15 protein-coding genes are annotated in these 12,205 nt (G+C 67.7%); 14 read left to right on the top strand and 1 reads right to left on the bottom strand.

The genetic code is table 11. The features are described 5' to 3' along the window. Positions 1-7 precede the first annotated feature (7 nt). Positions 8-481 (bottom strand): FdtA/QdtA family cupin domain-containing protein, encoded by a 474-nt coding sequence (locus ABQ039_RS08155; RefSeq protein WP_184517796.1) that lies wholly within the window; start codon positions 479-481, stop codon positions 8-10. A 297-nt stretch (positions 482-778) separates the two neighbouring features. On the opposite strand from ABQ039_RS08155, the gene ABQ039_RS08150 reads away from it, so the two are divergent. The 14 genes from ABQ039_RS08150 (at position 779) to ABQ039_RS08085 (ending at position 12,115) form a co-directional block, all read left to right on the top strand. Further along, positions 779-1,393, top strand: coding sequence for a cytochrome b (locus ABQ039_RS08150; RefSeq protein WP_349777885.1), 615 nt, complete (start codon positions 779-781; stop codon positions 1,391-1,393). 71 nt (positions 1,394-1,464) lie between these two features. Beyond that, positions 1,465-2,817, top strand: a complete 1,353-nt coding sequence (locus ABQ039_RS08145) for a hypothetical protein (RefSeq protein ID WP_026064224.1) — start codon at positions 1,465-1,467, stop codon at positions 2,815-2,817. A 24-nt stretch (positions 2,818-2,841) separates the two neighbouring features. Then, positions 2,842-3,231, top strand: a complete 390-nt coding sequence (locus ABQ039_RS08140; protein ID WP_016902092.1) for a cytochrome c family protein — start codon at positions 2,842-2,844, stop codon at positions 3,229-3,231. A 319-nt stretch (positions 3,232-3,550) separates the two neighbouring features. Beyond that, positions 3,551-4,285: a hypothetical protein gene (locus ABQ039_RS08135; protein ID WP_179464911.1), complete on the top strand. Its 735-nt coding sequence runs from the start codon at positions 3,551-3,553 to the stop codon at positions 4,283-4,285. A gap of 63 nt (positions 4,286-4,348) precedes the next feature. After that, complete coding sequence (locus ABQ039_RS08130; protein WP_046342333.1) at positions 4,349-4,930, top strand: sigma-70 family RNA polymerase sigma factor; 582 nt, start codon at positions 4,349-4,351, stop codon at positions 4,928-4,930. Further along, a complete protein-coding gene (locus ABQ039_RS08125; RefSeq protein WP_024940346.1) occupies positions 4,927-5,580 on the top strand; it encodes a zf-HC2 domain-containing protein in 654 nt (217 codons plus the stop codon). The genes ABQ039_RS08130 and ABQ039_RS08125 overlap by 4 nt, the downstream gene beginning before the upstream one ends. Next, positions 5,577-6,887, top strand: a complete 1,311-nt coding sequence (locus ABQ039_RS08120) for a S8 family serine peptidase (protein ID WP_104552731.1) — start codon at positions 5,577-5,579, stop codon at positions 6,885-6,887. Before ABQ039_RS08125 ends, ABQ039_RS08120 begins: the two co-directional genes overlap by 4 nt. Before the next feature lie 10 nt (positions 6,888-6,897). Continuing rightward, positions 6,898-7,656: a heme ABC transporter permease CcmC gene (gene ccmC, locus ABQ039_RS08115; RefSeq protein WP_065032354.1), complete on the top strand. Its 759-nt coding sequence runs from the start codon at positions 6,898-6,900 to the stop codon at positions 7,654-7,656. Further along, entirely contained in the window at positions 7,653-7,862 is a 210-nt protein-coding gene (ccmD, locus tag ABQ039_RS08110; RefSeq protein WP_024940343.1) for a heme exporter protein CcmD, read from the top strand. The genes ccmC and ccmD overlap by 4 nt, the downstream gene beginning before the upstream one ends. Continuing rightward, complete coding sequence (gene ccmE / locus ABQ039_RS08105) at positions 7,859-8,329, top strand: cytochrome c maturation protein CcmE (RefSeq protein ID WP_349777886.1); 471 nt, start codon at positions 7,859-7,861, stop codon at positions 8,327-8,329. Before ccmD ends, ccmE begins: the two co-directional genes overlap by 4 nt. A 63-nt stretch (positions 8,330-8,392) precedes the next feature. Next, positions 8,393-10,381, top strand: a complete 1,989-nt coding sequence (locus ABQ039_RS08100) for a heme lyase CcmF/NrfE family subunit (protein ID WP_104608108.1) — start codon at positions 8,393-8,395, stop codon at positions 10,379-10,381. Further along, positions 10,378-10,920 (top strand): DsbE family thiol:disulfide interchange protein, encoded by a 543-nt coding sequence (locus tag ABQ039_RS08095; RefSeq protein ID WP_184517093.1) that lies wholly within the window; start codon positions 10,378-10,380, stop codon positions 10,918-10,920. Before ABQ039_RS08100 ends, ABQ039_RS08095 begins: the two co-directional genes overlap by 4 nt. Beyond that, complete coding sequence (locus tag ABQ039_RS08090; RefSeq protein ID WP_180968771.1) at positions 10,920-11,402, top strand: cytochrome c-type biogenesis protein; 483 nt, start codon at positions 10,920-10,922, stop codon at positions 11,400-11,402. The genes ABQ039_RS08095 and ABQ039_RS08090 overlap by 1 nt, the downstream gene beginning before the upstream one ends. Beyond that, positions 11,396-12,115 (top strand): tetratricopeptide repeat protein, encoded by a 720-nt coding sequence (locus tag ABQ039_RS08085; protein ID WP_349777887.1) that lies wholly within the window; start codon positions 11,396-11,398, stop codon positions 12,113-12,115. The genes ABQ039_RS08090 and ABQ039_RS08085 overlap by 7 nt, the downstream gene beginning before the upstream one ends. Positions 12,116-12,205: the final 90 nt, after the last annotated feature.

The following is a 12,205-nucleotide window of genomic DNA, read 5'->3' as shown; positions in this document are numbered from 1 at the left end:
CACGCATTTAGGGTCGAACTCCCAAAAACGCATCAGAGTGAGCAGCGATGTCTTCACGCATATTCAATGCCTTTTTGCCAGCGCGCACTTCGCTGAGGAACTGGTCGTAATCGAGAATGTAGTCGGCGGGATCGTAGAACTGGTCGGCCAGCACCATCAGCACGCAGTCGGGGCTGAAGCGATGCAGGTCGCGCCACACCATGCGGCCGAGCAGCAGGCCCTGCGATGGATCGTCCAGCACTACTTCCTGCTGGCCGTGGCCGTCGCCCTGATCCAGCAGGATCGTCACCGAGCCATGCAAGGCCACCGCCAGCTGGTTGAGCCGACGGTGTGCATGCTGTCCACGATGGACGCCGTTGCGGGTGCCGAACAGGTAATACACACGACGTATCTCGAACGGGACATTGCGCTGCTGCTCCAACGAGATGAGCAGCCCGCGATCGTCGCCGTGGGTATGCAACTGGATGCGTTCGATGGCCATGATCGGAAGGGCGTAACCGCTGACTGCACGTAGTGCGACATGCCTGAGTGCGCCGGCATGCGCGAAAGGTTGCGCGGCGTCACGGCGCTGCGAACCCAGGTGCGCGCAAGCGCAGTCGCTGCGGCCAACACCGTGCCCAGGCACGTCATCACTGCACGGCGATGCAACCTTTCAGCGGCCGCGCCGCACATATCGCTGCACGTTCACGTGGCCGCAGTTCGGCCGGCGTGGGGAGCCAGGCCTGGCAGCGCACCGCGCACTGCCGGATCCAACGACACCAGCGCAGGACACCGATCGATGAGTTCATCCCCCCACGCGCCCGATGCGGTTGCAGCCGACAGTGCCACTGCGCTGCCGGAGCAGGCCGCACTGCCGGCGCGCGTCATTCCGCTGCCCAGACCGATGCGCGTATTGCATTGGCTGACGGTGTTCTGCCTGGCCATGGCGGCCGCGCTGATCCTGCTGCGCGCCGAGCTGGAAGGACGCGCCCTGCGGCAGTGGCTGATGGAAGGCCATCGCCACTTCGGTTTGATGGTGCTGCTGCTGTTCGGCCTGCGGGTGGGCCTGCGCATCCGCCTGCGCGCGTTGCCGCCCGGCCCGCCATCGCCGCTGCCGATGCGGCTGGCTGCAGGCGCCACCCACCTCGCGCTGTACGGCTTGATGGTCGCCCTACCGCTGATCGGCTGGTCGTTGAGCAATGCCTACGCCAAACCGGTCTATCTGTTCGGACTGACGCTGCCGAACCTGGTTGCGCCGGACGAAGACCTGGCCGACACCCTGAGCACCTGGCACTTGAATGCCGCCTGGGTGTTGCTGGCCTTGGTGATCGCGCATATCGGTGCCGCCCTCTGGCACCACCTGGTATTGCGCGATGGCCTGCTGCACCGCGTGCTGCCGGGAAAACGCCGATGAACTCCGCCGTGTTGCCCGCCGTCCCCCGCTCCCGCAGCGCCGACCCCCGTACCGTCGAACAAGGACTTTCCATGCCTACTCCCCAGCCCGCTCCGCGTCGCACCACTGCCACGCGCACCGCTTCCCTGACCTCCTTGTTGTGCGTGTCCGGCCCGTTGCTGCTGCTGGCCAGCACCCAGGCGCAGGCGATTCCCTCGTTCGCACGCCAGACCGGTTCGTCGTGCGCGGACTGCCATGTCGGCTCCTACGGTCCGTCGCTCACACCGTACGGCATGCGCTTCAAGCTCGGCGGCTTCACCGATACCGACGGCAACGGCACCAAGATCCCGGCCTCCGGCCAGGTCACCTGGACCCGGCGCAATCCCAGCCGCGGCGACAGCAGCGCACGCATCAACGAAGCGGACCTGTATCTGGCCGGACGGGTCAACGACCATGTCGGCGGTTACTCCAAGATCCGCTCCAACAACGGCGGCAACGACACCTTCAACACCCAGCTCGACGATGTGGATCTGCGCTTTGTCAGCAAGCCGTTCCAGCTGGCCGGCAAGGACGCGATGGTCGGCGTCAGCATCAACAACAATCCCGGCGTGTCCGACCCGATCCAGGTGCTGCCCAATGCATCGACGTTGAGCCCGGTGTCCAACGCCGGCTCGGCCAGCATGCTCAGTTCGTCCTCGCTCTCCAACCGCGTGATCGGCGCCACCGTGTACGGCTTGTTCGACCGCAACTGGTACGGCGAAGTCGGCAGCTACAGCGCGCTGTCCACCGACGCGCAGGACCACCTGGGCTGGAACCCCAACGGCGACCCGGGCAAGCTCAGCGACACCGGCTATGCGCGCTTTGCCTACATGAAGGACATGAAGCGGCAGTTCTTCTCCGCCGGCCTGACCGCCATGACCACGCGCCGCCAGCGGCTGCGCAGCGGCGGCCCCAGCGATGACCTCACCGACCTGGGCTACGACCTGACCTATCAGTTCCTCGGTACCCGCGAGCACGTGCTGTCGCTGGCCTACGTCAACATCTACGAGCGCCGCAAATACGGCAGCCCGCTGCTGCCGACCGACCCGAGCATGTCTCCCCGCGACCGCGGCAGCGTGCGCGATCAGAACATCAGCATGAACTACGCGTTCAAGCAGACCTATGGCGTGCTGGCGGCGCATCTGATCAACAGCGGCTCGTTCGATGTGGCGCGCTATCAGCCCTACGGCATCCCCGACACCACCGCCAATCTGATCCTGCTGTACTGGACCCCGTTCGGCAAGGAGGGCACCTACACCACCAATGCCAACGTGCGGTTCGCGGCCACCTGGTTCCGCTTCGACAAGTTCAACGGCAGCACCACCAATGTGTTCGGTGGCGGCATTCCGATCACCAACCCGCGCGATCTCGACAGTTTCGCGCTGTCGGTCAATGTCTCGTTCTGATCCCCCGCACGCGTAAGGACCCCCATGAAGTCATTCCACCAGACCCTGTTGTGCGCCCCGCTGGCCGGCCTGCTGCTGGCCGGCGCCCTGCTTGCCCCACCTGCGCACGCGGCCGACGGCAAAGGCGTTTTCATGACCGAATGCGCCGAATGCCACAGCGCCGCCCAGGGCAAGAATAAGAAGGGCCCGTCGATGTTCGGCGTGGCCGGGCGCCCGGCCGCTAGCCTGGCCGACTACAGCAATTACTCCGATGCGCTCAAGGCCAGCAAGTGGCAGTGGACGCCTGCCCAGCTCAAGACCTATCTGTCGCAGTCCTCCTCCAAGGCCTTGCCGGGCACCAAGATGAAGTACGAAGGCCTGGAAGATCAAAAGGAACTCGACGCGCTGATCGCCTACCTCAACACCCTGCACTGATCGCCACCGGCGTGCTGGCGCCAGCGCTGCCGGTTGGCATCCGGGAGCGCGATCGCCGGCGCATACCGGCACGGGTGCGCGTTGCCTGTGCCGGTTCCTTCGCGTATACGGACGGAACAACCGCCGTCGCAGCGGTCTCGTCTTGCGTGATGGGTCACTATCGCGCCCCTGTTCCATGTAGACGCTCACCCCATTGCCGAATGCCTTGACTGCCAGGCCCTACCCGCTCCGGACGCGACGCAGCTGCGCCTGCGACGGGCAGCCGTGGCTCGCGAGCGGCCACTGGACGGGCCGGCGACGCTGCCACACGCCCCGGGGCATGCCGCACTGCCGGCACGCGCAGTCCGCACACCGACGCGCCGCGTTGCGCCACTGCCTGCTGCTGGCCCTGGTGTTGGGCCCGGGCAATGCCATCGCCGGCACGGTCGGCGGCGCGGTGGCGCTGACCTCGCAGTTGATCGACCGCGGCATCTCGATCGCGCCCAACAAGGCCACCCTGCAGACCGCCGGCTACTGGCTGCCCGCACCGGGCTGGTCGATGTCGGCGTCGGTCGCGCTGCAATCGCCCTCGCTGAGCAGGCCGGTGGCGGTGACCGCCCAGGCCGCACGCGCCTGGATGCTGGGCGACCGCTGGCAGATGCAGGCCAGCGCGCTGTATTACGGCTACCCGACCAATCAGGCCACGCGCACCTTCGACCGCCAGGAGGCCAGCCTGGCCTGGTCCTATCGCGACGTGCTGACCTTCTCGGTGTCGACCTTCAATTTCCCGCGTGCCGACCAGTCGCCGTGGAATGTCGCCATCGACGTCACCGCCAATGTCCCGCTGCGCGACGACCTCAGCCTGACAGTCGGCGCCGGCTCGTCACGTTTCCCGGCGATGGCCTACGGCGCCGCCCGGTCCGGCCGCTATCAGTATGGGCAATTCGGCCTGCGCTGGAGTCGGGACCGATGGACGCTGAAGCTGGAACGCATCGTCACCAGCGACAACACCCCACGCCTGCAGGGCGGCCCCGGCGAAACGCCCTGGCTGGGAACCGCGTCGGTCACCTTCTGATCCCCACGCAACCTTTTGCCCGCCCGCGGGCACTGACATGCGTCCTAAGCCGTGCCTGCCTCGATGAATGATTCCGACACCCTGGGTGATGCCACCGATCGCATGCTGCTGCGCCGCATGGCGGCGGGCGATCGCGCCGCGTTGTCCACCATGTACACCAGCTATCACGGCCGGCTGTGCCGCTTCCTGTCGCGCCTGACCCGGCGCCCGGACATCATCGAAGAAGCCATCAACGACTGTTTCTGGATCGCCTGGCAGAAGGCCGGCGACTTCCGCGGCGATTCGCAGGTCTCGACCTGGATCATGGGCATCGCCTACCGCTGCGGCCTCAAATGCCTGCGCCAGCACGACGGCGAGGCCATCGACGATACCGCGGTGGTGGAAGACCACGCCCCCAGCGCCGACGACAACGACGACCGCGAGCTGCGCGACTGGCTCGACAAGGGCATGGAACGGCTGTCGCCGGACCAGCGCCTGGTGATCGAACTGGTCTACGGCATCGGCCACAAGCTGGAAGAAGTCGCCGAAATCATGCAGTGCCCGGTAGGCACCATCAAGGCCCGGCTGTTCCATGCGCGGGTCAAATTACGCAATGTGCTGCCCGGTCTGGCCGGCGGCGCCCCCTATACGGAGACCATGCAATGAAGACGTTTTTCATCGCGCCTGGCAAGGAATGCTCGCACGCCTGGGAACTGATGCCCGCGGTCCTGCTCGACAGCGCCACCGAGGAAGAGAACACCTGGCTGATCGCGCACGTGGCCAAGTGCGCCTCGTGCAGTGCCGAGTTCGCTCAGCAGAACCGCCTGCGCCAGGCGCTGGCGCTGCCGTCGGCGGTAAAGCTGGACGCCAACGCCGGCCTGCAGCGCCTGCTCGGCCGCCTGGACGCGCCGGAGCAGGCCAGCGCGCCCGCGCCACCGGCGGCGCGCCGCTCCGGTAGCTGGACGGTGCGCGCCCTGGCGGCCGCAGCGCTGGTGCAGGCAATCGGCCTGGGCGTCATGGGCGTCAGGCTGGCCGCGCCCGCGCCCTCGCACGACTACCGCACGCTCAGCAGCGCCACCGCCCAGCCGGTGCCGCAAGGCGCCATCCGGGTGGTGCCAGACGCCAAGATGACCGTGGCCGACTGGGACCGCCTGCTGCATGCACAGCAGTTGCAGGTGATCGGCGGGCCCAACGAGATGGGCGCCTACACCGTGGTGCCGGCCCAGCCGCAACCGCCGGCCCAGCCGCAGCAGACCGTGCAGCAGCTGCGCGCCAACCCGGGCATCCGCATGGCCGAGATCGTGTCCGCACCATGAAGCGCCTGCTCGCCATCGGCATCATCGCCGCCTGCATCGGCCTTGGCCCGCAGGCCGCCGCGCAGGAGCCGGCGCAGGCCGCCGCCAGCGCCAGCACGCCACCGGCGGCCGATGCGCATACGCCCGACAGCAGCCGCGACATCCTGCTGGCGGTGGCCAACCCACTCAGCGCGCCGCCGGCCCGCGCCGGTTCCAGCCTGATCGGCTACGCCTCCAGTTATTACGGCGCCGGCCAGAAGGCCGCCGTGCGCATGGAAGCACTCAAGCAGCGCTACAAGCTGCGCGAAGTCTCCGGCTGGCCGATCACCTCGCTGGGCCTGTATTGCGCCGTGCTGCAGCCGCCGCCGGGCGTGTCGCGCGACGAACTGGTCAGCGCGCTGGCCGACGACGACGGCGTGGAGCTGGTGCAACCGGTGCAGGATTTCTCGGTGTTTTCCGCCGACGCATCGGAAAAGACCACCGCGCTGTCCGGCTACAACGACCCCTATGTGGATCTGCAGCGCGGCTTCATCGCCACCGATGCGGCCAGCGCGCAGACCGTCACCCAGGGCCGCGGCGTGGTGGTGGCGGTGGTCGACACCGGCGTGGACACCACGCATGCCGACCTGAAGGCGCGCATCCGCGACGTGCACGACCTGGTCGACGACTCGCCGGTGATGACCAGCAGCGACTCGCACGGCACCGAAGTGGCCGGCATCATCGCCGCCGGCAGCAACAACCATCAAGGCATCGTCGGCATGGCGCCCAAGGCCATGCTGAGCATCTACAAGGCCTGCTGGTATGCGCCCACGGTCGGCGCCACCGCACGCTGCAACACCTTCACCCTGGCCAAGGCGCTGGCGGCGATCAACAACAGCTCCGCGCGCGTGATCAACCTGAGCCTGGGCGGCCCGGCCGACCCGCTGCTGAGCAAGATGCTGCAGCACCTGGTGCAGCAGGGCCGCATCGTGGTCGCCGCGATGCCGCCCAACGGCCGGCTGGACGGTTTTCCCAACGATGTGCCGGGCGTGCTGGTGGTACGCAGCAGCAGCCCCACCGCGGCCATGCCCGGCGTGCTCAGCGCCCCCGGCAAGGACATCCTGACCACCCAGCCGAACGGCCGCTACGACTTCACCTCCGGCTCGTCGATGGCCACCGCGCATGTCAGCGGCGTGGTCGCGCTGCTGTTGTCGCTGTCGCCGTCGCTGGACGCCACCGCATTGCGCGAGCTGATGCAGCGCACCAGCAAGCTCTCCGACGGCCAGTTGCAGGTCAACGCCGGTGCCGCCGTGCAGGCGCTGGCGCCTCCCGCCAGACATTCCAACTGACGACACCGGCATGGCCAAGTGGATTCCCTTGTGGCTGCACAGACTCAGCTCGCCGCCGACCTTCTATCGCGTGGCCGGACGCGTGCGTCCGTGGGCGTTGGGCCTGGCGTTGTTGCTTGGTGCGGTGGCCGCCTACGGTGGGCTGGTGCTGGCGCCGCCGGATTACCAGCAGCACGATGCCTACCGCATCATCTTCATCCACGTACCCAGCGCCTGGATGAGCCTGTTCATCTACGCGGCGATGGGCGTATCCGCGTTCATCGCACTGGTCTGGCGGATCAAGCTGGCCGAGGTGGTGACCATGGCCTCGGCGCCGATCGGCGCGGCCTTCACCTTCATCACCTTGTGCACCGGCTCGCTGTGGGGCAAGCCGATGTGGGGCACCTGGTGGACCTGGGATGCGCGGCTGACCTCCGAGTTGCTGCTGCTATTCCTGTATCTGGGGGTGCTCGGCCTGTACCACGCGGTGGAAGACCGCCGTCAGGCGATGCGTGCGGCCGGCTTGCTGGCATTGGTGGGCCTGGTGAATCTGCCGATCGTGCATTACTCGGTGGTGTGGTGGAACACATTGCACCAGGGCTCCACCGTGCGCCTGCTCGGCCCCTCCACGATGAGCGCGGACATGCTGTGGCCGCTGCTGACGATGACGCTGGCGACCAAGTGCTATTACCTGGCCAGCCTGTTCGGCCGCGTGCGCGTGGACCTGCTCGCCCTGGAAAGCGGCAAGGACTGGGCGCGCCGCATCGTGTTGACGGAGCGCACCGCATGACGACCCTGCTGGCGATGGGCGGTTACGGGCAATACGTGTGGACCGCGTACGCGCTGTTCGTGCTGGTGCTGCTGGCCGACCTGGCATCGCCATGGTTGCGTCGCCGCCGCCTGCCGCGCGAGCTGCGCGGCCAGCTGCAACGGCAAACGCCGCGGCGCACGCGCGAGTTGTCGGCAACAGCGCCGCTGGAGCGTGACGCCCCATGAACGCCACCCGCAAGCAACGCCTGTGGCTGGTGATCGGCGCGCTCGCCGCTGCGGCATTGGCGGTCACACTGATCGTGCTCGCGCTGCAGCGGAACATGAGCTACCTGTTCACGCCCAGCCAGGTGCATGCCGGCGAGGCGGCCAGCTACCGGCAATTCCGCCTCGGCGGCATGGTCAAGGCCGGCTCGATCCAGCGCGCCAGCGACAGCCTCACCGTCCACTTCACCGTGATCGACAAGCACGCCGCGACGCAGGTCGAGTACATCGGCATTCTTCCGGACCTGTTCCGCGACAACCAGTCGGTGATCGCCAACGGGCGCATGCAGGGCGGGCGCTTCGTCGCCAACGAAGTGCTGGCCAAGCACGACGAAACCTATATGCCGAAGGAACTGAAGGACGCGATGGCCGAAGGCCATGTCGGCAAGCCGATTCCCGCCGCTGCGGTGCCGCTGCCTGCGCCGCGCTGATGCGGCGCGCAGCTTGTTCCTTCCCTCGATGATGCCTCTTCGCTGCAACGATGCGATTCGCCCATGACGCCTGAACTCGGCCAGATCGCACTGATCCTGGCGTTACTGCTCTCGCTCGCCCAGGGCGTGCTGCCGCTGATCGGCGCCTGGCGCGGCAATGGCGCGTTGATGGGCATTGCGCGGCCTGCCGCGGTCGGTCAGGCGCTGTTCGTGTGGATGGCGTTCGGCCTGCTCGCCTGGTCGCTGCTGTCGCTGGATTTTTCGGTGCGCTATGTCGCCGACAACGCCAACATCGCCCTGCCCTGGTACTACCGCTTTGCCGCGGTGTGGGGCGCGCACGAAGGCTCGTTGCTGCTGTGGATCGCGATCCTGTCGACCTGGACGCTGTTGCTGGCCGCCTTCAGCCGGCATCTGCCGCAGCATTTTGCCGCGCGCGTGCTGGCGGTGCTGGGGCTGGTGTCGGTGGGCTTTCTGGCCTTCATCCTGCTGACCTCCAATCCGTTCGCGCGGCTGTCGCCGATTCCGCTGGATGGCAACGAACTCAATCCGGTGCTGCAGGACCCGGGCATGACCTTCCACCCGCCGGTGCTGTACACCGGCTATGTCGGCTTCTCGGTGGCGTTTGCGTTCGCGGTGGCGGCCTTGCTGGGTGGCGAGCTGGAACAGGCCTGGGTGCGCTGGGCGCGGCCGTGGACCAATGTGGCCTGGGCCTGCCTCACCGCCGGCATCGTCGCCGGCAGCTGGTGGGCGTATGCGGAACTGGGCTGGGGCGGCTGGTGGTTCTGGGATCCGGTGGAAAACGCCAGCTTCATGCCGTGGCTGGTCGGCACCGCGCTGATCCACACCCAGGCGGTCACCGAAAAACGCGGCAGCCTGCGCGCCTGGACCATCCTGCTGTCGATCCTGGCGTTCTCGCTGTCGTTGCTGGGCACCTTCCTGGTGCGCTCGGGCGTGCTGACCTCGGTGCACGCCTTCGCCGCCGATCCGCGCCGTGGCCTGTACATCCTGATCTTCCTGATCGCCGTGGTCGGTGGCTCGTTGCTGCTGTATGCGCTGCGCGCGCCCCGGATCGCCAGCGGCAAACCGTTCGCCGCCGCCTCGCGCGAGACCGCCATCCTGATCGGCAACCTGCTGCTCACCGTGGCGGCGGCGATGGTGTTGCTAGGCACCTTGTTTCCGCTGGTGGCCGATGCCTTCGGCCTGGGCAAGGTGTCGGTGGGGCCGCCCTACTTCGGCTTGCTGTTCCCGCTGCTGATGTTGCCGGTGATGCTGTTGCTGCCGTTCGGCCCGTACCTGCGCTGGGGCAAGGCCGAGGCGGCGCCGTTGCAGGCACTAGGCACGCGCGCCGGCATCGCCGCGGTCGCCTGTGCGCTGGTCGGCAGCCTGTTTGCCGAGGGCCAGCCCAGGGCGATCGCCGGGATCGGCGTTGCCGCATGGGTGGCGGCCGGCACCGCGCTGTACATGTACAAGCGCTGGCGCGAGATGCCGCGCGGCCGGCGGTTTCCGGCGGAAATGGCCGGCATGCTGCTCGCGCACGCGGGCGTGGCGGTGTTCGTGGCCGGCGTGCTGGTGTCGGAAAGCCTGTCGGTCGAACGCGACGTGCGGCTGTCGCCCGGGCAGACCGCCGAGATCGCCGGTTACGCGTTCCGCTTCGACGGCGTGCAACTGATCGACGGGCCGAACTGGAAGGCCGAACAAGGCAGCGTGCAGGTCAGCCGCGATGGCCAGCTGGTCGCGCAACTGCATCCGCAAAAACGCCTGTACAGCAGCGAGCGCATCCAGACCGAATCGGCGATCGACCCGGGTATCACCCGCGATCTGTATGTCGCGCTCGGCGAGCCGCTGGACGATCAGCACATCGAATACGACTGGACGTTGCGGCTGTACTACAAACCCTTCATCCGCTGGATCTGGGCCGGCGGCCTGCTGATGATGCTGGGCGGCTTCGTCAGCGCCTGTGCCCGCCGGTTCCGTGCGCCGGCGCTCGCCACGACGGCGGCCACGGCACCGGCACACGGCACCAGTGTCACTGCGCAGGAATCGCACGCATGAACCGTCTGCTGCCCTTGCTGGGTTTTCTGTTGCTGGCGGCGCTGTTCGGCTTCGGCATTTACTGGACGATGCAGCACAACCCGCGCGATGTGCCCTCGCCGTTGATCGGCAAGCCGGCACCGGCGTTCTCGCTGCCGCGGCTGGATCGGCCCGAGCAACGCGTCAGCCGCGATCAGCTGCTGGGCAAGCCTTACGTCCTCAATGTCTTCGGCAGCTGGTGCGCTGAATGCGTGCACGAACATCCGGTGCTGATGGCGCAGGCCAGCCGGCTCGGGGTGGCGTTGATCGGCTACAACTACAAGGACGCGCCTGCCGACGCCACGGCCTGGCTTGCGCAGTACGGCAATCCGTATGCGTTGGTGATTGCCGATGAAGCCGGCCAGACCGCGATCGATTTCGGTGTCTACGGTGCGCCGGAGAGTTTCCTGATCGATGCGCAAGGCGTGATCCGCTACAAGCACATCGGCGTGCTCACGCCCGCGGTCATCCACGACGAGCTGCTGCCCGCCATCGCCGCACTGCCCCAGGGCACGCGGTGATGGCGGCGCGCTGGGTTTGGCGCTGGTACTGGCGCATGCAGGGCCGGCAACTGCGTGTGCTGCTGGTGCTGCTGCTGGGCGTGCTGCTTGCACCGCCGCTGGCGGCGCAGGCGGTGGACCCGCTGCCGTTCAAGAACCGCAGCGACGAAGCGCGTTATCAGCGCCTGACCGCGCAGTTGCGCTGCCTGGTGTGCCAGAACGAGAACCTGGCCGACTCCAATGCCGAGCTCGCGCGCGATCTGCGCCACCAGGTGTTCGCGCAGTTGCAGGCCGGCAGGAGCGATGCGCAGATCAAGCAGTACATGGTCGATCGCTATTCGGACTTCGTGCTGTACGACCCGCCGGTCAAGCGCGGCACCTGGCTGCTGTGGTTCGGTCCGTTGCTGCTGCTGGGTACCGGTGCGGGCGTGGTGATCCACACCGTGCGCAAACGTGCGCGCGCCGGCACGCCGGTGGCGCCGCAACCGGAGGAAGAATGGTGATGACCGGTTTCTATATCGCAAGCGCCGCGCTGGTGGTCGTCGCCTTGCTGTTGATACTGGCGCCGTTGCTGCGCCAGCCCGCGCGCAAGGGCAATGCACGCTACAGCTTGCCGATTGTGCTGGTGCTCGGCTTGCCGATCGCCACGGCCGGCTTGTATCGGCTGGTCGGCACGCCGGATGCGATCGCACGGCGTGTCTACGCGACGGCGCAGTCCCAGGTACAACCGGCAGACGCGCCTGCCGTCGCCGCCACGGGTGAGCAAGCCCGGGCCGCAGAGGCCAACGCCGACGCTGCGCAGGCGCAGGCGCTGGAGTCGTGGATGCAGCAAGCCAGGACCCACGAGCAGGACAACCGCCCCGCCGATGCGCGTGAGGCCTATGCGCAAGCGCTCAAAATCGCGCCGGATCTCAGCGCCGCCATCGTCGGCTGGGTGGCCGCGGACATGGCCACGCGCAGCGATTTCGCCATCGACGCCAACTCACGCAGCCGCCTGCAACAGGTGGTCGCACGCGAGCCGGACCATCAGCGCGGCCTGTGGCTGCTGGGCATCAGCGACTTTCAGCAGCAGGACTACCGCGCTGCCAGCGAGCACTGGCGGCATTTGCATGGCTTGCTCGACGCCGGCTCGCCGATGCAGAAGGCGGTGGCCGACAAGATCGCCGTGGCCGAGTCGCTGGCCAGCGCGCGGCAGGCCGGGCGCGCAGCGCCCTGACGCCAACCTCAGGCTGCATCCCTCATCAAGGCCGCCCCGGTGCCAGCCGACGGCAGCGCCGTCGTGGTGTCAGGCGCGATTGACCGCCCA

The sequence above is a fragment of the Xanthomonas sp. WHRI 6108 genome (assembly GCF_040202385.2).
Taxonomy (GTDB): Bacteria; Pseudomonadota; Gammaproteobacteria; order Xanthomonadales; family Xanthomonadaceae; genus Xanthomonas; species Xanthomonas arboricola.
The sequence above is the reverse complement of the archived record's forward strand: the minus strand, read 5'-3'. Positions and strand labels throughout refer to the sequence as shown.